This window comes from Micromonospora sp. NBC_00330 (genome assembly GCF_036136635.1).
Classification (GTDB): domain Bacteria; phylum Actinomycetota; class Actinomycetes; order Mycobacteriales; family Micromonosporaceae; genus Micromonospora; species Micromonospora salmantinae.
Genome location: NZ_CP108012.1, coordinates 4442987 through 4463779 on the forward strand (window position 1 = coordinate 4442987; position 20793 = coordinate 4463779).

Annotated in this window: 22 protein-coding genes; 1 reads left to right on the plus strand and 21 read right to left on the minus strand. The window is 71.6% G+C overall.

The annotated features are described in order from the left end of the window. Positions 1–39: 39 nt before the first annotated feature. From OG598_RS19935 to proS, 12 genes are all read right to left on the minus strand, one after another. Positions 40–363, minus strand: a complete 324-nt coding sequence (locus OG598_RS19935) for a DUF2469 domain-containing protein (RefSeq protein ID WP_007075222.1) — start codon at positions 361–363, stop codon at positions 40–42. Next, positions 360–1172, minus strand: coding sequence for a ribonuclease HII (locus OG598_RS19940; protein WP_328650562.1), 813 nt, complete (start codon positions 1170–1172; stop codon positions 360–362). The genes OG598_RS19935 and OG598_RS19940 overlap by 4 nt, the downstream gene beginning before the upstream one ends. Beyond that, positions 1166–1651 carry an NUDIX hydrolase gene (locus OG598_RS19945; protein WP_328650563.1) on the minus strand — a complete coding sequence of 162 codons (486 nt, stop codon included), beginning with the start codon at positions 1649–1651 and terminating at the stop codon, positions 1166–1168. The genes OG598_RS19940 and OG598_RS19945 overlap by 7 nt, the downstream gene beginning before the upstream one ends. A 47-nt stretch (positions 1652–1698) precedes the next feature. Further along, positions 1699–2334, minus strand: a complete 636-nt coding sequence (lepB, locus tag OG598_RS19950; protein ID WP_210784367.1) for a signal peptidase I — start codon at positions 2332–2334, stop codon at positions 1699–1701. 10 nt (positions 2335–2344) lie between these two features. Further along, the gene (lepB, locus tag OG598_RS19955) at positions 2345–3214 is read right to left on the minus strand and encodes a signal peptidase I (protein ID WP_328650564.1); all 870 of its coding nucleotides are present in this window, start codon (positions 3212–3214) and stop codon (positions 2345–2347) included. A 183-nt stretch (positions 3215–3397) separates the two neighbouring features. Then, the gene (rplS, locus tag OG598_RS19960; protein ID WP_007456548.1) at positions 3398–3754 is read right to left on the minus strand and encodes a 50S ribosomal protein L19; all 357 of its coding nucleotides are present in this window, start codon (positions 3752–3754) and stop codon (positions 3398–3400) included. A 144-nt stretch (positions 3755–3898) separates the two neighbouring features. Continuing rightward, complete coding sequence (trmD, locus tag OG598_RS19965; protein WP_124817732.1) at positions 3899–4672, minus strand: tRNA (guanosine(37)-N1)-methyltransferase TrmD; 774 nt, start codon at positions 4670–4672, stop codon at positions 3899–3901. Positions 4673–4683: 11 nt separating this feature from the next. Beyond that, positions 4684–5265, minus strand: a complete 582-nt coding sequence (gene rimM / locus OG598_RS19970) for a ribosome maturation factor RimM (RefSeq protein WP_328650565.1) — start codon at positions 5263–5265, stop codon at positions 4684–4686. Continuing rightward, positions 5265–5525 carry an RNA-binding protein gene (locus OG598_RS19975; protein WP_186718042.1) on the minus strand — a complete coding sequence of 87 codons (261 nt, stop codon included), beginning with the start codon at positions 5523–5525 and terminating at the stop codon, positions 5265–5267. Before OG598_RS19975 ends, rimM begins: the two co-directional genes overlap by 1 nt. Next, the gene (gene rpsP / locus OG598_RS19980) at positions 5500–6000 is read right to left on the minus strand and encodes a 30S ribosomal protein S16 (RefSeq protein WP_091400275.1); all 501 of its coding nucleotides are present in this window, start codon (positions 5998–6000) and stop codon (positions 5500–5502) included. Before rpsP ends, OG598_RS19975 begins: the two co-directional genes overlap by 26 nt. A gap of 229 nt (positions 6001–6229) precedes the next feature. Continuing rightward, on the minus strand, positions 6230–6850 hold the full coding sequence (locus tag OG598_RS19985; RefSeq protein WP_328650566.1) for a DUF402 domain-containing protein: 621 nt from the start codon (positions 6848–6850) through the stop codon (positions 6230–6232). Positions 6851–6899: 49 nt separating this feature from the next. Further along, entirely contained in the window at positions 6900–8306 is a 1407-nt protein-coding gene (proS, locus tag OG598_RS19990) for a proline--tRNA ligase (protein ID WP_328650567.1), read from the minus strand. 228 nt (positions 8307–8534) lie between these two features. On the opposite strand from proS, the gene OG598_RS19995 reads away from it, so the two are divergent. Further along, positions 8535–9131, plus strand: a complete 597-nt coding sequence (locus OG598_RS19995; RefSeq protein ID WP_328650568.1) for a TetR family transcriptional regulator — start codon at positions 8535–8537, stop codon at positions 9129–9131. A 316-nt stretch (positions 9132–9447) separates the two neighbouring features. Here the strand turns inward: OG598_RS19995 and OG598_RS20000 are convergent, their stop codons facing one another. The 9 genes from OG598_RS20000 to ftsY form a co-directional block, all read right to left on the minus strand. Further along, positions 9448–10527: an amidohydrolase family protein gene (locus tag OG598_RS20000; protein WP_328650569.1), complete on the minus strand. Its 1080-nt coding sequence runs from the start codon at positions 10525–10527 to the stop codon at positions 9448–9450. Between the two features lie 65 nt (positions 10528–10592). Next, the gene (gene ffh / locus OG598_RS20005; RefSeq protein ID WP_328650570.1) at positions 10593–12152 is read right to left on the minus strand and encodes a signal recognition particle protein; all 1560 of its coding nucleotides are present in this window, start codon (positions 12150–12152) and stop codon (positions 10593–10595) included. Positions 12153–12266: 114 nt separating this feature from the next. After that, complete coding sequence (locus OG598_RS20010) at positions 12267–12923, minus strand: response regulator transcription factor (RefSeq protein ID WP_112623831.1); 657 nt, start codon at positions 12921–12923, stop codon at positions 12267–12269. Continuing rightward, entirely contained in the window at positions 12920–14083 is a 1164-nt protein-coding gene (locus tag OG598_RS20015; protein WP_328650571.1) for a sensor histidine kinase, read from the minus strand. The genes OG598_RS20010 and OG598_RS20015 overlap by 4 nt, the downstream gene beginning before the upstream one ends. A 258-nt stretch (positions 14084–14341) precedes the next feature. Beyond that, a complete protein-coding gene (locus tag OG598_RS20020; RefSeq protein WP_328650572.1) occupies positions 14342–16672 on the minus strand; it encodes a [protein-PII] uridylyltransferase in 2331 nt (776 codons plus the stop codon). Positions 16673–16688: 16 nt separating this feature from the next. Then, the gene (locus OG598_RS20025) at positions 16689–17027 is read right to left on the minus strand and encodes a P-II family nitrogen regulator (RefSeq protein ID WP_172862163.1); all 339 of its coding nucleotides are present in this window, start codon (positions 17025–17027) and stop codon (positions 16689–16691) included. 25 nt (positions 17028–17052) lie between these two features. Then, positions 17053–18465: an ammonium transporter gene (locus tag OG598_RS20030; RefSeq protein WP_328650573.1), complete on the minus strand. Its 1413-nt coding sequence runs from the start codon at positions 18463–18465 to the stop codon at positions 17053–17055. Between the two features lie 275 nt (positions 18466–18740). Continuing rightward, positions 18741–19604, minus strand: coding sequence for a phosphotransferase (locus tag OG598_RS20035; RefSeq protein WP_181539524.1), 864 nt, complete (start codon positions 19602–19604; stop codon positions 18741–18743). Positions 19605–19610: 6 nt separating this feature from the next. Further along, positions 19611–20792: a signal recognition particle-docking protein FtsY gene (gene ftsY / locus OG598_RS20040; RefSeq protein ID WP_112603473.1), complete on the minus strand. Its 1182-nt coding sequence runs from the start codon at positions 20790–20792 to the stop codon at positions 19611–19613. Between the last annotated feature and the right edge of the window lies 1 nt (position 20793).

Genomic DNA, 20793 nt, shown 5'->3' on the forward strand with positions numbered 1-20793 from the left:
GGTGGGGGCCCGTGGCACGGCCCGGCGGCTCGGGTGCGCTCAGCCGCCGAAGCCGGAGTCGGCGGGCAGTGAGATGTCGGGCTTCTCCAGCTCCTCGACGTTGACGTCCTTGAAGGTCATCACCCGGACGTTCTTCACGAAGCGGGCAGGACGGTACATGTCCCACACCCAGGCGTCGTGCATCTCGACCTCGAAGTAGACCTCGCCGTCGGAGTTACGCACGTGCAGGTCGACCTGGTTGGCCAGGTAGAACCGGCGCTCCGTCTCCACCACGTAGGAGAATTGGCGGACAATGTCGCGGTACTCCCGGTAGAGCTGCAGCTCCATCTCGGTCTCGTACTTCTCGAGATCTTCCGCGCTCATCGCACTCCGCCTTCCATGGCCACATCTTCCCCCACCGGCGTCGGAGGCCGAGGCTGCTCGCCCAACGCCACGCCGACGGTACCCCCTGACGCCCACGAGCGCTCCATCGGCTCATCCGGGCCGTGGCCGCCGGGCCGTCGAGCGCGCGGCGGCCGGCCGTCGCGGCCGGAGACCGCGGCGACATTGACGTACGAGAACCGGTGCTCCCGGCACGGCCCGTGCTCCCGCAGCGCCGCCGAGTGCTCCGGGGTGATGTAGCCCTTGTGCTCGGCGAAGCCGTACGCCGGGAACGCCCCGTCCAACTCCACCATGAGCCGGTCCCGGGTGACCTTGGCCAGCACACTGGCAGCCGCCACACACGCGGCCACCCGGTCGCCCTTCCACACCGCCAACCCGGGCACACCCAGGCCGTCCACGCCGAACCCGTCGGTCAGCACGTACTCCGGGCGGGTGGTGAGCGAGGCGAGCGCCCGGCGCATCGCGGCCAGGTTGCACACGTGCAGACCCCGGGCGTCGACCTCCTCGGCCGGGATGACCACCACGGCGTACGCGAGCGCGCGGTCCACGACCTCCGCGTACACCCGTTCCCGGCTGGCCGGGGTGAGCAGCTTCGAGTCGGCCAGCCCCTCGATCTCGCCGCGTCGCCCCTCGGGCAGCACCGCCGCGGCGGCGACCAGCGGACCGGCACACGCTCCCCGGCCCGCCTCGTCGGCGCCGGCGACGTGCCGGAAGCCACGCCGCTGCAACGCCCGCTCCAGGGCGTACAAGCCGGCCTCGCGGCGCACCACTGTGCGCGGCGGGGTCAGCACGACGCCTCGCCCGGGCCGGCGGCGGTCGACTGCCCCAGTCGGGTCAGCAGGTCGGGCAGTTCGGGCGGGTAGAACCGGTCACCGCTGGCCGCCAGCTCGTCCGGAACCCACCAGCGGTGGTCGGCGATGCTGCGCCGCTCGATGTCGTTGAAGCCCGTGGTGTCCACCCGCCAGGAGTCCACCCGGAAGAGGAAGAAATCCTGCTCCTGGCGGTACCAGATGCCGTCGAAGGAGAATTCGGTCGCGTCAGACCAGACCGGCTCGCCCAACTGGGCCGGGTCGAGCCGCAGGCCGGTCTCCTCGGCCAACTCCCGGGCCGCGCCCGCCGCCGGGGACTCCGACGGATCGAGCCCGCCGCCGGGAGTGAACCAGTATCGGTGCCCGGGTCGGGCCGGGTCGAAGCCCTCGAACAGCAGGACCCGGCCGGCCGCGTCGACGAGCAGCACGCGGGCCGCGCGTCGAGGGGTGTAGACGGTCACCGCACCAGCCTGCCAGACCGAGGACGGATCGCCCACGCCCCGTCGGCCTACGGCTTGGGAATGCCGTCGAACCCGTCCGGCACCGTCAGCCACGTGGCCCGGTTGACCGGCCAGAAGACGGTGAACGCCCGCCCGACCACGTCGTCCTCGGGGATGGTGGCCTCGGTGATGTTCTGCTGGGACTGCTGCCAGTGCTCCAGTGAGTCGCCGGAGGCCGACCGGTGGTCGCCCATCACCCACAGCCGGCCCTCCGGCACGGTGATGTCGAACTCCTGGTCGGCGGCCTTGTCGCGAATCCCGTCCATGGAGAAGATGTACGGCTCGTCCAAGGACTTGCCGTTGATCATCAGCCGTTCCTCGGGGTCGCAGCAGACCACGTGGTCGCCGGGGATGCCGATCACCCGCTTGATGAAGTCCTCACCGTCGGGGTTACCGCTCCACGCGGTCGGAGCCTTGAACACGATCACCTCGCCGCGGTGCGGTGACCGGAAGTCGTAGACCAGCTTGTTGACCAGCACCCGGTCATCGATCTTGAGAGTGTTTTCCATGGACGGGGAGGGGATGAAGAAGGTCTGCAGCACGAAGGCGCGGACCAGCACCGCGACCAGGATCGCCACACCCAGCAGGATCGGCAGCTCCTTCCAGAAGGAGCTGCGCGGCTTGTCGGTCTGCTCGTCAATCACGCCAAGGAGCCTACGTTGCCCGGCTGGACGGCACCGTCCGGAACGCGCGGGAACCACGTAGTGCGACTGCCAACGGAAGTAGCAGCAGCACACCGCCCTGCGGGGTCGGTCGCGCCGGAGGCGCAGCGGGCGACGCCGTGGCCGGGCCGGAGACGTCCTCGAAGGTCGACGGCACCGACAGCGGGTTCCACCGCGACGACGGCCAGACCACCATGAAGGCCCGGCCGACCACGTTGTCGATCGGCACCGGCCCCTGGCAACGCGCGTCCTGGGAGACCTCGCGGTGGTCACCCATCACGAAGATCTGACCGGGTGGCACGACGATCTCGTCGAAGCGCCGGGAGCGACACTCCGTCGGGTTGGGTGGCAGGTCCAGTGGGCTGTCCCGCAGGACGTACGACTCGTTGAGCGGGGTGCCGTTGACTGTCACCCGACCCTGACTGTCGCAGCACTTGACCCGGTCACCGGGAAGGCCGATCACCCGCTTGATGAAGTCCTTCTCGCCGGGGCGGCTCACCCCGACCAGGTCGCCGACGGTGCGGGCGAGCCGGCCGCCGACGCCGGGCTTCGGCTGCTCGTCGACCACTGGCGCCCAGCGGTCGGTGCCCCGGAAGACCACCACCTCGCCGCGCAGCGGGTCACGAACGTCGTAGACGACCTTGTTGACCAGCACCCGGTCACCGACGAGGAGGGTGTCCTCCATCGAGCCGGACGGGATGAAGAACGCCTGGAGCAGGAAGGTGCGGATCAGCACCGCGAGGCAGAACGCGACCACCAGCAGCAGCGGCAACTCCTGCCAGAGAGGCATCTGCCGGCGGGCGCGGCGAGCCCGTCGGCGCCACGGATCGACGGTGCCGTCCTCGTCAAGCGTCTGCACCACGCCACTCCCCGGTCCGCAGAAAACACCACCGCCCGGGAGCCTCGTCGAGGCTCCACGGGCGGTAGTGGACAACTACCCGCCGACTGGGCGGGACCGCCGCCTCGCTGCGCCCGTATCGACCAGGGTAGTGCGCTCTGGTCGGTACGGCATACGCGCAGCTCGGGCGGCGTGGCGAGCGGGAAGTCAGCTGGGCTGCTTCTCCCGCTTCTCCTTGATCTTGGCCTTCTTGCCGCGCAGCTCGCGCAGGTAGTAGAGCTTGGCGCGACGCACGTCACCGCGGGTCACGATCTCGATCCGGTCGATGCCCGGGCCGTTGAGCGGGTAGGTCCGCTCGACGCCGACGCCGAAGCTGACCTTGCGGACCGAGAAGGTCTCGCGCAGACCGTCACCCTGGCGGCGGATCACGACGCCCTGGAAGATCTGGACACGGGACCGGTTGCCCTCGACGACGCGGGCGTGCACCTTGACGGTGTCACCGGCCCGGAAGTCGGGAAGGTCGGTCCGCTTCGACTGGGCGTCAAGGGCGTCCAGGATGTTCATCGCTGCGTCCTCGTAAGGCTCACGGCGCACCGTCACTCGGTGCGCGGGTGGGTGATTCTGATTCCCGGGTGGTGATCGGCGGACCGACCCCCGGTCGGGGATCCTCGCAGCCGACCGCGGGCGCGGACGGATGCGGCAACCCCCCTACTTTGCCACATCCCCCGGTGGAGGTTGAAATCCGGCCTGGTCCAGGGCCGCGATGTCCCGTTTGTCGAGCCGATCGGCCGGCAGCGCGGCCAGCAGGTCCGGCCGGCGGGCGGCAGTGCGCAGCAGACCCTCCTCGCGCCGCCAGCGGGCGATCTTGCCGTGGTCACCGGAGCGGAGCACCTCCGGCACGTCGTGCCCACGCCAACTCGGCGGCTTGGTGTAGATCGGCGCCTCCAGCAGCCCGTGCGCGTGCGACTCCTCGTCCAACGAGCCCGCGTTGCCCAGCACCCCCGGCAACAGCCGGGTGACCGCCTCCAGCATCACCAGGACCGCGACCTCGCCGCCGAAGAGCACGTAGTCACCGAGCGACACCTCGGTGACCGGCATCCGGGTGGCGGCGTGCGCCAGGACCCGCTGGTCGATCCCCTCGTAACGGCCGCAGGCGAAGAGCAGATGCGACTCGGCCGCCAACTCGTACGCCATGGCCTGGGTGAAGGGGGCACCGGCCGGCGACGGCACCAGCAGCCTTGGCGGCGGGGCGTCGACCGGCGCGAGGGCGTCCAGTGCCTCACCCCACGGCTCGGGACGCATCACCATTCCCGGCCCGCCACCGTAGGGGGTGTCGTCGACGGTGCGGTGCACGTCGTGGGTCCAGGTCCGCAGGTCGTGCACGGCGAGCTGGAGTACGCCGTTGGCCCGCGCCCGTCCGATCAGCGACAGGTCCAGCGGGGCGAAGTACTCCGGAAAGATCGACACGACGTCGACGCGCATGCGGGCTGGTCCTAAAGGTCGAGCAGTCCGGCTGGCGGGTCGACGATCACGCGTCCGCCGGCCAGGTCGACCTCCGGAACGATCGCCCGGACGAACGGGATCAACGCGGTACGCCCCTCGGGGCGCCGCAGCACCAGCAGGTCGGACGAGGGCGCGTGGTCGATGCGGGCTACCTCGCCCAGGCGTTCGCCGGCCGGGGTCACCACGGCCAGCCCGACCAGCTGGTGGTCGTGGAACTCCTCCGGGTCGTCCGGTGGGGTCACCTCGGCGCTGTCCACCACGAGCAGCGTCCCGCGCAGCGCCTCGGCGGTGTTGCGGTCCGGGATGCCCTCGAACGCGATCAACACCCGACCCTGGTGGAAGCGGGATTCCTCGATGGTCAGCTCTGCGGGAACCCGGAACGGCACCCCGGGCTCGTCCGAGGGCGTCGCCCCCGGCTCACTGTTGCGCGCGAGCGGGGGTGTCGCCCCCGGCTCGGTGCGCAGCACCGTACCGGGGGCGAACCGTGCCTCGGGCTCGTCGGTCCGCACTTCCACGGTGACCTCACCGCGGACACCGTGCGGCTTGCCGATCCTGCCGACGACGAGCTGCATCAGTACGAGTCGACGATGTCGACGCGAACCCCGCGCCCGCCGATGGAGCCGATCACCTGGCGCAGCGCCTTGGCGGTCCGGCCGGACCGCCCGATCACAGTGCCGAGGTCCTCGGGGTGCACGCGGACTTCGAGCCGCTTGCCCCGACGGGAATCGACAAGCCGCACCCGGACGTCGTCCGGGTGGTCGACGATGCCCTTGACCAGGTGCTCCAACGCCGGACGCAGTGGCATGTCAGGCCTGCTCACCGGCGTCGGCAGCGGCCGGCGCCTCGGCCGGAGCCTCGGTCTTCGGGGCCTCGGCGGCCGGAGCCTCAGCCGGAGCCTCGGTCTTCGGGGCCTCGGCAGCCTTGGCGGCCTTCTTGGCCGGCTTGGCCGGGGTCTCCGGGGCGAGCCCGGCGGCGGCCTTCGCCTCAGCCTCGTACGTCGCCTTGCGGTCGGCCCGCTCGGGGGCGACCAGGAGCGGCGGCGGGGCCGGCAGGCCCTTGTACTTCTGCCAGTCACCGGTCAGCTCCAGCAGCCGCTGCACCGCCTCGCTCGGCTGAGCGCCGACGGACAGCCAGTACTGGACCCGCTCCGACTTGACCTCGATGATCGAGGGGTCTTCCTTGGGCTGGTAAATCCCGACGAACTCGATCGCCCGACCGTCGCGCTTGGTGCGGGAGTCGGCGATGACGATGCGGTACTGCGGGTTGCGGATCTTGCCCATCCGCAGGAGCCGGATCTTTACGGCCACAGTTGTTTCGCTCCTGTTGCGATCTCACCGGCCCAGGCGGGCGGTGTGCATGGGTGAGCGCCGACCGGACCCGTGGGGTTGGGCCGGAGACTACTCGGTGGACTGGCGACGTGCCCGGGTTAGAGGGCGCCGGACGCGCGCCGGATACCAGCGACCTATTCTGCCAGATCCGCTGCCGATCTCCCGCATCGGACCCGTACACCGCGTTGTCGGTGACCTGGAATGCCGCTCAGCGCACCGGCGGACGATCCCATCCCTGTGGCATTTTGTCTGGTATGCCCCACTCCGGTGGGGGTGCGAAGTCACACCAGGTGCCGTCGAACGGGAACTCGCCGGCCTCGGCGAGCGCGATCACCCGCTCCCCCTCGGCGCGGACCGCCTTCTCGTCGGTCACCCAGTAGTCGGCGCCGAAGGCGAGCCGCTCGACGAACTCGCCCTCGTCCTTCCACTCCCAGCTGTGGTCCGGCCACACCACCACGTCCAGGTCCTGGTCCACCACGTCGACGCCGGCCACCGGGCCGTCGTCCCAGCGGACACCGGGCTCCTCCAGGTTGACGTACCAGTGGGCGAACCGGCCCTCGGCGTCCCGGAACCACCAGACGGAGTGCGCCGCCCCCGTGGGCAGGAACTTCAACAGCGGCGGCCCGTTCCAGAGCCCCTCCGCCAACCGGTACGTCGACGAGATCCACTCGGCGAACGGCATCGCCCGCATGCCCAGCCCGGCCTCGGTCACCTCGTGGGCCACCGGCGAGTCCCGGGCGATCCAGACCAGCAACCCTCGATCGTCGTCGCTGACCACGCGGGCCGGCCGGACCCACCCGATCCGGCCGTGCCGCACGTTCCGATGCATGATCAGCCGACCCGGCTCGAACCGGTCGACAGGGTTGCCCGGCCGCACCTCAGTAGGCGCGGGCGAGGATGGCGACCAGATCCGGCTCGTCCTCCGAGTCCGGTACCGAACCGTCGGCGCGCAACAGGCAGCGCACGGTGACGCCCTGACCGTTCGCCTCCGCCTCACCGGCCACGCCCACCGCCGACCACGGCACCCGCGCCCAGCCGGTCGCGGCGGCCTCGATCGCCTCGGCCAGCGTGGCCACCTCCACCGTCCGCGACTCGCGGTTGGCCAGCGCCTGGTCGTGCAGCACCTGCTGGTCGGTCTCCAGGGCGGCCAGCACCGCGGTGACCACGTCCGCCACCGGAGTCGGGGTCTTCGAGCCGTCGGTCCGACGCACCACAGTCGCGTTGCCCACGGCCAGGTCACGGGGGCCGACCTCGACGCGTACCGGATAGCCGCGCAGTTCGGCGTCGACGGCCCGGCGGCCGAACGGGGTGTCGGTCCGGTCGTCGAGCGCGACCCGGACACCGGCGTCGCGCAGGCCGTCGCGCAGCTTGGCCGCCGCCTCGCCGACGCCGTCACCGTCCTTGACGATCATGACGTACGCCTGGATCGGCGCGAGCCTCGGCGGCACGCGCAGGCCGTTGTCGTCGCCGTGCGCCATGATCAGGCCACCGAGCATCCGGGTGGACGTGCCCCAGGAGGTGGTCCAGGCGTGCTCCCGGCCGCCCTCCTTGGAGGAGTAGCTGATGTCGAACGCCTTGGCGAAGTTCTGGCCCAGCTCGTGGCTGGTGCCCAGCTGCAACGCCTTGCCGTCGCCCATCATGCCTTCGCAGGTGTACGTGGCCGTCGCCCCGGCGAAGCGCTCGCGCGTCGTCTTCAGGCCGACCACCACCGGAATGGCGATCACGTTGACCATCAGGTCCTCGTACGCCTCGTGCAGGATCCGCCGCGCGTACGCCCGGGCGTCCTCACGGGTGGCGTGCGCGGTGTGCCCCTCCTGCCAGAGGAACTCGCTGGTACGCAGGAAGATCCGCGGACGGAGCTCCCACCGGACCACGTTCGCCCACTGGTTGAGCAGCAGCGGCAGGTCCCGGTACGAGTCGATCCACTTGGCCATGAACTCGCCGATGACCGTCTCGCTGGTCGGACGCACCACCACCGGCTCGGCCAAGGGCTTGCCACCACCGTGAGTGACGACCGCCAGCTCCGGCGAGAAGCCCTCGACGTGCTGCGCCTCGCGCTTGAGGTAGCTCTCCGGGATGAACAGCGGGAAGTACGCGTTCTCCGCACCCGCCGCCTTGATCCGAGCGTCCATCTCAGCCTGCATACGCTCCCAGATCGCGTAGGCGGCCGGTCGGATGACCATGGTGCCGCGAACCGGGCCGTTGTCGGCCAGCTTCGCCTTGGCGATCAGGTCCTGGTACCAGCGGGGGAAATCCTCCGCACGGGGAGTGAGCACGCGTGCCATGACCGCACATCCTATGCGCCGTTCGTCGGGGCGGTGCGCTCGGGCGCGGCATCGGTGGCATCCGCCGTCAGGACCCTCCTCGATCCGTACGCCGGAGCGGCTCCCACCCCGAGCCCGAGGCCCCCGATCCGGCACACCTGGCCGCGAACCGGGTGGCCCGTCATCGGCAGCCGACCAGCCCGATCGCCGACCGATCCGGCCGCCACGCCGGCCTACACTTCGACCACCATGATTGAGCAGAGGGGCCCCACCCCGGTACGGACCGGCATCGTCGACGCCGCCCGCGCGCTGACCGTCGCGACCGGATGGGACGGCGTCCGGATGGGTGCCGTCGCGAACGCCGCCGGGGTGAGCCGACAGACCGTCTACAACGAGTTCGGCAGCAAGGCAGGGCTGGCCGAGGCACTCGCCCGCGCCGAGGTGGACCGGTTCGTCGGCGCCGTCCGGGCCGCTCTGCTCGCCCACGGCACCGACGTACGGGCCGGCGCGTACGCGGCCATCGCGCACACCCTCACCACAGCGGCGGAAAACCCGCTGATCAAGGCGATCCTGACCAGCGCCCGGGGCGGCTCGGACGAGCTACTGCCGTACCTCACCACCCGGGCCGAGGTGGTGCTCACCGAGGCGTCCGGCGCGCTGATCGACTGGGCCGGCGACCACCTGCCCGGGGCGGACCAGGCCGCGCTGACCTTCGCCGCCGACACCGTCGTCCGCCTGGTGGTCAGCCACATCGTGCTCCCCCGTGAACCGATCGAGCAGACCGCCACGGCCCTCACCGACCTTGCCGTACGCCTCTTCAGCGCCGCCGCCCGCCCAGTCCCCTGACCCCGCGCCCGGCACCCGCGCCCGCGCCCGCGCCCGCGCCCGCGCCAAGATCCGAGCAACTTCCCGGTTGTTGCTGCCTCGGACGCGCGGGAGGCAGCAGCATCCCCGATGTTGCGCGGATCTTCGTCGGCGACCTCGCCGCGCACGAAGATCGCGCTCGATCCTGGATGTAGTGGCATCTTCGAACACCGAGGCCACTACATCCTGGTTCGAGCGCGATCTTGCGCTGCGCTGCGCTGCGCGGATCGGCACGGCGCGACACGGCCAGTCCGACCCGCCCGACCGGCGCCACGGCGCGGGGCCGCGCTCGTGGGGGTCAGCGGATGACGCGGCCGCGGAGGATCGTGCGGGACGGGGCACGGACGACGCGCAGGTCGCTACGGGGGTCTTCGGGGTAGACGGTCAGGTCGGCGAGGCCGCCTTCGACCAGGCCGGCGAAGCCGAGCCATGAGCGGGCGCCCCAGGAGGCGGCGGCGAGTACGTCGATGGGCGCCATGCCGACCCGTTCGTGCAGCAGCAGCATCTCCTCGGCGGCCAGCCCGTGGTCGATGCCGCCACCGGCGTCGGTGCCCACGTAGATGGGCACCCCGGCCTCGTACGCGGCACGCACCACCTCGGGAAAGCCGTCGCGCAGCGCGAGCATGTGGTCGGCGTACCCGGGAAACTTGCCCCGCGCCTGCTCGGCGATGCCCCCGAAGGTGGCGATGTTGATCATTGTGGGGACCAGGGCGGTGCCCTGGCGGGCCATCTCGTCGATCAGGTCGAGGCTGAGCCCGGTGCCGTGCTCCACCGAGTCCACCCCGGCCCGCACCATGATCTCGACGGCCGACTCGGAGAACGTGTGCACCGCGGCGCGTACCCCGGCGTCGTGCGCCGCCCGCACGGCGGCGGTGAGGGTGTCCGCGTCCCAGGCCGGCGCCAGGTCACCGACGCCCCGGTCGATCCAGTCGCCGACCAGCTTGACCCAGCCGTTGCCGGCCCGCGCCTGTGCGGCGACCGTGGCGGCCACCTCGGTCGCGTCGACCTCCACGCCGATGTCGCGCAGGTAGCGCTTCGGCGGGGCGACATGCTGGCCCGCGCGGGCCAGTCGCGGCAGGCCCGGCTCGTCGTCGAGTTCGGGGTACGGGTACGGCGAGCCGGCGTCCCGGATCGCCAGCACCCCGGCGTCCCGGTCGACGTGGGCCAACGCGCGGGCCTGGTCGAGCGAGGTGATCGGGGCGCCACCTCGGGCGATGCCGATGTGGCAGTGCGCGTCGACCAGCCCCGGCAGCACGAAACCGCCGTCGACGACGGTCTCCGCACCGGGCACCGGGGTGAAGGTCACCCGGTCGCCGACCAGCCAGAGATCCCGTACCTCGTCGTCGGGAAGCAGCACGCCGCGCACATGAAGAGCCATGGGCACAGTCCTACCCGATCACTCCCCGTCGGGAGCGAGCAGGCCGCCCCCGACCGGCACGGAGGTCAGCGAGGGCGGTTGTCGCCGCCCTTACCGAGCTTGTTGAAGTCGATCTTCGGGAGCTTGAAACCGGGCGGCAGGCCCTGGCCGCCAGCGAGGTCGTTCGGGTCCATCCCCGGCGGGAGCTGCGGCATGCCACCCGGGAAGCCCGCGGGCATCCCGGCGCCGGCGCCGGTACGCGGACGACCGCCACCCTTGGTGCCCTTGCGCTTGTTCTTCGGCGACTTGGTCGCCTTGCGGCGGCCACCGCCGGGCAGGCCCATCATGCCGCCCATCTGCTTCATCATCTTCTGCGCGTCGGCGAAGCGGTTGAGCAGCTGGTTGACGTCCATCACGGTGACCCCGGAGCCGTTGGCGATGCGCGCCCGGCGGGAACCATTGATGATCTTCGGGTTGGTCCGCTCGCCCGGGGTCATCGACCGGATGATCGCGGTGACCCGGTCGAAGTGGCTGTCGTCCAGATCGGCGAGCTGATCCTTCATCTGCCCCATGCCGGGCATCATGGCCAGCACGTTGGCGATCGGGCCCATCCGCCGCACCGCGATGAGCTGGTCGAGGAAGTCGTCCAGGGTGAACTGCTCACCGCCCATCAGCTTGGCGGTCATCTTCTCCTTCTGATCGGAGTCGAAGGCCTGCTCGGCCTGCTCGATCAGAGTGAGGACGTCGCCCATGCCGAGGATCCGGCTGGCCATCCGGTCGGGGTGGAAGACGTCGAAGTCCTCCAGCTTCTCACCGGTGGAGGCGAACAGGATCGGCTGCCCGGTGACCTCGCGGACCGACAGCGCGGCACCACCACGGGCGTCGCCGTCGAGCTTGGAGAGCACCACACCGGTGATGCCGACGCCGTCGCGGAACGCCTCGGCGGTGCGGACGGCGTCCTGACCGACCATCGCGTCGATGACGAAGATGACCTCGTCCGGCGAGACCGCGTCGCGAATGTCGGCGGCCTGCTGCATCATCTCGGCGTCGATGCCGAGCCGGCCGGCGGTGTCGACGATGACGATGTCGCGTGCGGCGCGCTTCGCGTGCTCGATCGACGCGCGGGCCACCTGCACCGGGTCACCGGTGCCGTTGCCGGGCTCCGGGGCGTACACCTCGACACCGGCCCGGCCACCGAGCACCTGGAGCTGCCCGACGGCGTTGGGGCGCTGGAGGTCGGCGGCGACGAGCAGCGGCTGGTGCCCCTGGCCCTTGAGCCAGCGGGCCAGCTTGCCGGCGAGGGTCGTCTTACCGGAACCCTGGAGGCCGGCCAGCATGATCACCGTCGGCGGCTGCTTGGCGAACTGGAGCCGTCGCCCCTCGCCGCCGAGCACGGTGATCAGCTCTTCGTTGACGATCTTGATGATCTGCTGGGCCGGGTTCAGCGCCTGGGAGACCTCGGAGCTGCGCGCCCGCTCCTTGACGGCCGCGATGAAGCCCTTGACCACCGGCAGCGCGACGTCCGCCTCCAGCAGCGCGAGGCGGATCTCGCGCGCGGTGGCGTCGATGTCGGCGTCGGTGAGCCGCCCCTTGCCGCGGAGCTTGGTGAAGATCCCGGACAGGCGGTCACTCAAGGTGTCAAACACGCGAACATCCCGTTTGTCAGTGTTCCGGCGGGCACAACGCGGCCGGCACTGCGGAGTCCGGCCACCGCTAGGGTAACCGCCCGGCCGTAGGGCCGCTGTCGCCCGGCCCGGGCCTCACCCCGACACCAACCCCGACTGGTACGCGAACACGACGAGCTGGGCCCGATCCCGGGCTCCCAGCTTGCCCATCGCCCGGCTGACGTGGGTCCGCGCGGTCGCCGGGCTCACCACCAACTGTGCGGCGATCTCCTCGTTGTTCAGGCCCTCACCGACCAGGCCGACGACCTGACGCTCCCGATCGGTCAGCGCCTCCAGCCGGGGGTGCGGACGAAGCACCCGGGACGGCCGGGTGGCGAACTCCCGCACCACCCGACGGGTCACCGACGGCGACAGCAGCGCCTCCCCCTCGGCGACGAGCCGGATCGCGCGCAGCAGCTCAGCCGGTCTGGTGTCCTTGGTGAGGAACCCGCTCGCACCGTGCCGCAGCGCGTCGAAGACGTACTCGTCCAGCTCGAAGGTGGTGAGCACCACCACCCGCGTGCCGGTCAGATCGGGGTCGGCGACGATACGGCGGGTCGCCTCGATGCCGTCGATGCCGGGCATCCGGATGTCCATCAGCACCACGTCCGGCCGTTCCCGACGGGCCAACTCGACAGCCCGCAGCCCGTCGGACGCCTCACCGGCCAGCGCCAGGTCGTCCTCGCTCTCCACCAGCGCGCGCAGCCCGAGCCGGACCAGGTCCTGGTCGTCGGCGATCAGCACCCGGATCACGTCGTCGGCTCCACGGGCAGCCCGGCGTACACCCGGAACCCGCCCCCGACGCGCGGCCCGGTGGTCAACCGCCCACCCAGCGCCGCGACCCGCTCGCGCATCCCGGCCAGCCCGTGGCCACCCTCGTCGTCGGCCGCAGCCGTCCCGGCGCGGTCGGCACCCACCCCTCGGTCGGTGACCTCGACTGTCACCTCGTCTGCGCGGTAGCCCACAGTCACCTCCGCGCTCGCCACCCCCGCGTGACGCAGCACGTTCGTCAACGCCTCCTGCACCACCCGGTACGCGGCCAGGTCGACAGCTGCCGGCACCTCCCGGGGGTCCCCGACCACGCGCACGTCGACGGCGAGCCCCGCCCCGGCGAGCCGGTCGCGCAGCGCGGGAAGCCGGGCCAGGCCGGGCACCGGCTCACGCTCGGCGCCCCGCCGCACCGCGCCCAGGGTGACCCGCAGCTCGTCCAGCGCCTCGCGGCTCGTCCGGCTGATCGCGGTCAGGGCCACCTCCGCCTGCTCCGGCCGCTTCGGCAGCAGGTGCAGGGCGATCTCGGCCTGCATGCTGATCGCTGCCAGCCCGTGCCCCACCACGTCGTGCACCTCCTGCGCGATGCGCAGCCGCTCCTCGTCGGCCCGCCGTCGCGCCTGCTCAACTCGGCTGCGGGCCTCTTCGGCACGGGTACGCGCGGTCGCCTCACGGCTCACCCGCACCACCACCCCCACCGCGAACGGTACGACCACCCAGGCCGACGCGGGCAGCACTCCCGTCCAACCCGGCGCGGGCCCTCGCCCGAAGAAGACGTGCGCCAACAACAGAACGAACGCGCCACCGGTGGCGAGCGCCGCCGGTCGCACCGGCAGCCACACGGCCACTGTGTACACCGCGACCAGGAACGTGACCAGAATCGGCCCGTACGGGTAGCCGATCAGCAGGTACGTCGAGGTGGCCACTGTGACCACGGCGAGGACGGCGACCGGAGCACGCCGCCGGACCAGCAGGGCGAGCGCCGCGACGGCGATCAGCACTCGACTGGCGGCGTCCACCGGCCTCGACCCCGGCTGGTTGTCCCCGGCCAGACCGGTGGCGAGCAGCCCGAACCCGAGCAGGACCAGGGCCAGCGCGGCATCCGCCGCCACCTCCGGCCACCGCCACTGCCCGCCTCGTCGCATGGCCGTCATTCTGCCCGCGCAGGTACCGCTGGACGTCCGTCCACGAGCGGCGCCGCCCCTACGCCCCCAGACGTACCCCCACCCCCACCCTCGCCCTCGCCCTCGCCCTCGCCCTCGCCCTCGCCCTCGCCCTCGCCCTCGCCCTCGCGATCTTGCACTTTGTGTCGCAACTATGCGGCTTTTGTGCGGTACGCGGGGACACAAAGTGCAAGATCGGCGCGAGAGGGGACGGCGCGGGAGGGCGGGACGGCGGGGCGGTTAGACGGCGGCCAGGACTGCGGCCTCCAGGCGGGCCCGGGTGGCGTCGTCCGGCCAACCGCCCACCAGGTAGAAGGCGTCGACCACGTCGGCGCCGAGGGTGGAGATGCGGGCCGCGCGAACCAGGGCACCGGCCTCGTCGAGCGCGCAGGCGACCCGGTAGAGCAGCCCGGCGGCGTCGGCGGCGCGCAGTTCCAGCAGTACGGCGTCGGTGGCCGCCTCGCGGTGCCAGACCACTCGTGGTGCCGCGCCACCGCCTCGGCTGGCGAGCGCGCGGCCGCGCAGCCGTTGGGTGACCGACACGTCGCCGGCGACCGCCCGGCGCAGGTCGGCGCGGAGGGGGACCGGGTCCGGCGGAAGGCCGTAGCGGGGTTGTACCCGGCACTCGACCAGGGCCCGACCGTCGACGGCGGAGGCGTCCGCGGAGATCACCTCCAGTCGGTGCAGCGCCAGGCAGCCGGCCACCGTGGCGAGCAGACCCCGTCGGTCGGCCGCCGCGACCGACACCCGGTCGCCGGTCAGGTGGACGACCGGCAGCGGCCCGGCCAGCAGCTCCGGGTCCGGTGCGGGTGGCTCGGGGAGTACGCCGGTGTCCAGCGCGGTGCGAACCCGGGCGACCAGCTCGGCGACGAGTCGGCCCTTCCAGTCGGACCAGGCCGCCGGCCCGGTCGCCGCCGCGTCGGCGCGGACCAACGCGTGCAGCACGTCGAGGGTGCCGGTGTCGCCGACCGCCTCGGCCACCGAGGCGATGGTCACCGGATCGCTCAGGTCCCGGCGGGTGGCAACGTCGGGCAGCAGCAGGTGCAACCGGACCAGCTTGCCGATCAGCTCGACCTCTGCGGTGGGCAGACCGACCCTGGTGGCCACCGCCTGGGCAACCGGCACACCGACGGTGCTGTGGTCACCGGGGAGGCCCTTGCCGATGTCGTGCAGGAGAGCGCCGAGGAGCAGCAGGTCGGGGCGCTCCACCTCGCGGGCGTGCCGGCTGGCCTCGTGCGCGGTCTGCACGAGGTGCCGGTCGAGGGTGAAGCGGTGCACCGGGTTGTGCTGGGGCAGGCTGCGCAGCCGGGTCCACTCGGGCAGCCAGCCGTCGACCAGCCCGTACCGGTCGCAGGTCTCCCAGGCGGGCACCAGGCCGGCACCGGCGCCGAGCAGGGTGATCAGCGCGGCCCGGGCCTCGGCCGGCCAGGGGGCCGGCAGGGGCGGGCAGTATGCCGCCAGCCACTCGCAGGTGGCCCGCGCGATGGGGATTCGGGTCGTGGCCGACGCGGCGGCCACCCGCAGCGAGAGGCTCGGGTCGGGGCGTGCCCCGATCGCCGTGCGGGCGAGCACCAACTCGCCGTCGTGTTCGACCACGTCGCGGGCGACCGGACGGCGGGCCGAGCGGCCGTTGCCGCCCCGGGAGCGGCCGGAGCGCAGCCGGTCGGCGGCCCGGAAGGCGTCGTCCAGGGCGTGGCTGACCGTGCGGGCGTCACCGGCGACCCGACGCAGCAACGCGTCGCCGTCTTCCACGACGGCTCCAGGTCGCCGTGCGGCGTCAGACGCGCCGGGCTGGAGTTGTCGCAGGCCGAGCAGGTTTGCCACTCCGTCGCGTTCCTGGGCGACCAGCCGGTCGACCCGTCTGCCGACCTGCTGGTGCAGCGCGTCGCGGGTGTCCAACAGGCGCAGGTGGGCGGCGCGTACGGCGGGGCGCAGCGCGTCGGTGATGCCGGCGGCGGAGATCGCCCGCAGCAGCCCCACGTCACGCAGACCACCGGCGGCCTCCTTGAGGTCGCCCTCCAGCAGGAACGCCAGCTCACCGTGGGCCTGCCAACGGGCTTCGGTGACCTCCCGCAGGCCGGGCAGGTGCCGGACGGCGGTACGCCGCCAGTGATCGGCGGCGGTGCGGATCAGCGCGTCGGCCAGCGCCTGGTCCCCCACGATCAACCGGGCGTCGAGCAGCCCGAGGGCGACCTTGACGTCGTCCTGGGCCACCGAGAGCGCCTCGGCGACGGTGCGTACGGAATGGTCGAGCCGCAGGCCCGCGTCCCAGATCGGGTACCAGACCGAGGCGGCCAACTCGTCGGTGCCGGGCACCCCGGCGTGCAGCAGCACGAGGTCGAGGTCGCTGTACGGAGCACACTGCCGCCGACCCAGGCCCCCGACGGCAAGCAGTGCCACCCCGTCCCGCGCCGGCAGCAACCCCCGCAGGAACGAGTCGTAGGCCGCGGCCCGCCCCCGCCGGGCCGCCTCCCCGATCCCCCCGGGAACACCGACGACCTCGTTGATCAAGAGGTTCGCGTCGCCGTCATCGGCGGGTCCTGACGCGTTCTTCTTGATCAACGAGGTCATGTCGGTAGTGGCCGCGTCAGAGTGCGTCGAGGCCGCGTTCGCCGGTACGTACCCGGACGACCTCTTCGACACCGGTGACCCAGACCTTGCCGTCACCGATCTTGCCCGTGCGGGCCGCTCCGACGATGGCGTCCACCACCTTGTCGACGTCGATCTCGTCGGTGAGCACCTCGACCCGGATCTTGGGCAGGAACTCGACCGTGTACTCGGCACCCCGGTAGACCTCGGTGTGCCCCTTCTGCCGCCCGTACCCCTGAACCTCGCTGACGGTCAGCCCGGCCACCCCGAGGGCGTGCAGGGCCTCCTTCACCGCGTCCAGTTGGTACGGCTTGATGACTGCGGTCACCAGCTTCATGTCCAACCCCTCCATCCCAGGAACGTTAACCGGCGACCTTTTCGCTGACCGGCTCGGCGGGCTCCGCCTCCGACTTGGCACCGCTCGTCGCGCCACCACCGGGGGTGCCGATGCCGGCCATCGCGAACGCGCCGCCCGTGCCGCCGCCGGCCGGGGACAGGTCGTAGCTGCTCTCGGCGTGCTCGGCGATGTCGATGCCCTCGACCTCCGCCTCGGCCTTCACCCGGAAGCCGATCGTCTTCTCGATGACGAAGGCGAGCACCCAGGCGATGCCGAACGACCAGACGGTGACGATCAGGCCGGCGAGGGCCTGCCGCCCGAGCTGGGTCGCGCCGCCGCCGTAGAAGAGGCCGTCGGAGGCCCCCACCACGTCGGTGATCGCGGCGTTCACCGAGTTGGTGGCGAAGAGACCGAGCCAGAGCGAGCCGATCCAACCACCGACGAAGTGCACGCCGACCACGTCGAGCGAGTCGTCGTAGCCGAGCTTGTACTTGAGGCTGACGGCGAGCGCGCACACGACACCGGCGACGATGCCGAGCAGGACGGACGCCCACGGTGCGATGAAGCCGCAGGCCGGGGTGATGGCGACCAGACCGGCGACTGCGCCGGACGAGGCACCGACCATTGTCGGCTTACGGTCCTTGACCCACTCGACAGCGATCCAGCCGAGCACCGCCGCCGCCGTGGCGAGCTGGGTGTTGATGAAGGCGAGGCCGGCGACCGAGTCGACTGTCAGCTCCGAGCCGGCGTTGAACCCGAACCAGCCGAACCACAGCAGACCAGCACCGAGGGCGACAAGCGGGATGTTGTGCGGCTTCATGCCCTCACGCGGCCAACCGAGCCGCTTTCCGAGGACCAGGACCACGGCCAGGGCCGCCGCACCGGCGTTGATGTGCACCGCGGTGCCACCGGCGAAGTCCAGTGCGTGGATGTCGCCGCCGATGATGCCGCCGCCCCACACCCAGTGGGCGACCGGGAAGTAGACCAGGGTGGCCCAGCCGAAGGCGAACAGCAGCCAGCCGGCGAACTTGGCCCGGTCGGCGATGGCACCGCTGATCAGCGCGACGGTGATCACCGCGAAGACCATCTGGAAGGCCATGAACACGTAGAGCGGGACGCCGATGCCGCTGGGGTTCTCCGCCGTGGCGCCCCACAGGTCGGTTTCGGCGAGGAACGTCTTGGTGCCGAGGTACGCGCCCGGGTCGCCCCAGAAGCCGTTCACGTCGGTCCCGAAGGCGACGCTGAATCCGTAGAACCACCACAGAATAGAGATGAGCCCGATAGCCGAGAAGCTCATCATCATCATGTTGAGTACGCCCTTGGCCCGGTTGAGGCCGCCGTAGAACAGCGCCAGTCCGGGGGTCATGAGCAGCACGAGCGCGGTCGAAACCAGCAGCCACGTGGTATTGGCGCCGTCGATCGTCGGTGCTTCAGGCACGCTGGCCTCCTAAAGGTGAAGTCCTCCTTCGCGGCTTTCCGGGGCAGCGTCGCCCGTAGGCCGGTTGCGCGGAAGCTTCGCGGCCGGCTGTTTCACTTTGGGTCCCGTGCGGGTTTCCGTTTCGTGACGGGTTGTTTCGGACGTGTCACGAACTCCGCACAGTCATCAGCATGGACGACTGTGGATCGACCGGACGGCGATCGTCGATGGCTGACCGGTCAACGGCATCGACCGGTGCGCCTGACACCCCCGGCCGAGCATCGCCCGACCCGCGCTCAGCGGAGGGCGTTCTCCAGGGCGTGCCGCTCGTAGTCGAGCAGCCGCAGATCGCGCATCGGTCGACGCAGGTGGCCCTTGTGCACGATCCGGACGAACGCCGGCTCACCGGCGGCGGCCATCCGCCGAATCCCCTCGACGTGGTCCACGATCCGTTTACGGATGGTCCGGATCAGCCGGTGCCGGTCCCGGGGGATCAGCCCGTACGCGTCGGCGAAGAGCCGGAGGCGGCGCGGGCGGTCCGGGTGCTTCCAGCCCAGCGTGATCGAGTCACGGTCCGCGAAGATCGGCACCCAGGTCCAGGCCGCGTACGCCACGTCGTAGATCCGCGCTCCGGGCGAGGCGAGGTCGAAGTCGATCAGCCCGAGGGTGCCGTCCGGACGCCAGATCACGTTGTGCGGCGCGGCGTCGTGGTGGCAGATCACCTCGGTGTCCGGTGGTGGGGGCCCGAACGAGCGCCAGACCGCCGCCTGCGGAGGGGTGAAGCCGTACTGCGCGTCGTGGAACATGCGCAGCATGGTGGCGACGGTGACCAGGGCCTCGTCGGTCACCCAGTGCGGGGCGAGCGGATATTCTCCGCACTCCCCCTCCAGGTACGACAACACCTCACGGTTGCGCTCGTCCATCCCGAGCGCCCGGGGGGCGCCGGTGAACCCCACGTACTCCAGGTGGCGCAGCAGCGCGTGCACGGACGGGGTCCACGGCCCGGCGTTGCGTCGGACCGTGTCACCCACGCGGACGACGGTGCTCACGTTGCCGCCGTGCAGCGGGATCTCCTGCGAAGTCACGTACGGTCTCCCGAGGCGCTGCGAAGGATGGCCAGGGTCACGCCAGCCCGCGTACGCGCGATCGTCAGTGGTCACCCGAGACTACGCGTCCCGGCCGGTGGCCTCGGTCCCCAGCAACGCGTCGACGAACTGCGCCGGGTCGAACGGGGCCAGGTCGTCCTTGCCTTCGCCGAGGCCGACCAGCTTCACGGGGATGCCGAGCTTGCGCTGCACGGCGATCACGATGCCGCCCTTGGCGGTGCCGTCGAGCTTGGTCAGCACCACCCCGGTCACGTTGACCACCTCGGTGAAGACCCGGGCCTGCTCCAGGCCGTTCTGCCCGGTGGTGGCGTCCAGGATGAGCAGTGTCTCGTCGATCGGGCCCTGCTTCTCCACCACGCGCTTGACCTTGCCCAGCTCGTCCATCAGGCCGACCTTGTTCTGCAGGCGGCCGGCAGTGTCGATGAGCACGGTGTCCACGCCGGTGTCGATGCCGCGCTTGACGGCGTCGAACGCGACGCTGGCCGGGTCGGCGGCCTCAGGGCCCCGCACGGTCTCCGCTCCGACGCGCGAGCCCCAGGTCTCCAGCTGGTCGGCGGCGGCGGCCCGGAAGGTGTCCGCCGCGCCGAGCAGCACGCTGCGACCGTCGGCCACCAGCACCCGGGCGATCTTGCCGCAGGTGGTGGTCTTGCCGGCGCCGTTGACGCCGACGACCAGGACCACCGCCGGCACGCCGTCCTTGGGGGCGGTCCGCAACGAGCGGTCCAGGCTCGGGTCGAGCGCGTTGACCAGCTCGGCGGCGAGCAGCGCCCGCAGCTCGGAGGCAGAGCGGGTGCCGAGCACCCGGGTGCGCTCGCGGAGCCGGTCGACGATGTCGCGGGTGGCGTCGACGCCGACGTCGGCGGTGATCAGGCTGTCCTCGATCTCCTCCCAGACGTCCTCGTCGAGGTGGTCACGAGCGAGCAGGCCGAGCAGGCTCTTGCCGAACACGTTCTGTGAGCGGGACAGCCGCGAGCGGAGCCGGACCAGCCGCCCGGCGGTCGGCTCGGGCACCTCGACCTGCGGTTCGAGCACCGGCGGCGGCTCGACCAGGACGCCGGTGGACAGATCGGACTCCGGTGCCTCGACCGGCGGGCCGGCGAGATCCTCCTCGGCCCTGGTGTCGACCTCGGTGCGTGGCAGCGGGGGCTCGGGCCGCCGCCGCAATCGCGGCACGACCAGCCCGACCGTGCCGGCGATCAGCACACCGAGCAGGACCAGAGCGAGGACGAGATATTCGGCCATG

Coding starts and splice junctions, on each gene's coding strand:
- OG598_RS19935 (WP_007075222.1), bottom strand. CDS start 363: ATGAGCGCGGAAGATCTCGAGAAGTACGAGACCGAGATGGAGCTGCAG.
- rplS (WP_007456548.1), bottom strand. CDS start 3,754: ATGAACATCCTGGACGCCCTTGACGCCCAGTCGAAGCGGACCGACCTT.
- trmD (WP_124817732.1), bottom strand. CDS start 4,672: ATGCGCGTCGACGTCGTGTCGATCTTTCCGGAGTACTTCGCCCCGCTG.
- rimM (WP_328650565.1), bottom strand. CDS start 5,265: ATGCAGCTCGTCGTCGGCAGGATCGGCAAGCCGCACGGTGTCCGCGGT.
- OG598_RS19985 (WP_328650566.1), bottom strand. CDS start 6,850: ATGCATCGGAACGTGCGGCACGGCCGGATCGGGTGGGTCCGGCCGGCC.
- proS (WP_328650567.1), bottom strand. CDS start 8,306: ATGGCACGCGTGCTCACTCCCCGTGCGGAGGATTTCCCCCGCTGGTAC.
- OG598_RS19995 (WP_328650568.1), top strand. CDS start 8,535: ATGATTGAGCAGAGGGGCCCCACCCCGGTACGGACCGGCATCGTCGAC.
- OG598_RS20000 (WP_328650569.1), bottom strand. CDS start 10,527: ATGGCTCTTCATGTGCGCGGCGTGCTGCTTCCCGACGACGAGGTACGG.
- OG598_RS20015 (WP_328650571.1), bottom strand. CDS start 14,083: ATGCGACGAGGCGGGCAGTGGCGGTGGCCGGAGGTGGCGGCGGATGCC.
- OG598_RS20020 (WP_328650572.1), bottom strand. CDS start 16,672: ATGACCTCGTTGATCAAGAAGAACGCGTCAGGACCCGCCGATGACGGC.
- OG598_RS20025 (WP_172862163.1), bottom strand. CDS start 17,027: ATGAAGCTGGTGACCGCAGTCATCAAGCCGTACCAACTGGACGCGGTG.
- ftsY (WP_112603473.1), bottom strand. CDS start 20,792: ATGGCCGAATATCTCGTCCTCGCTCTGGTCCTGCTCGGTGTGCTGATC.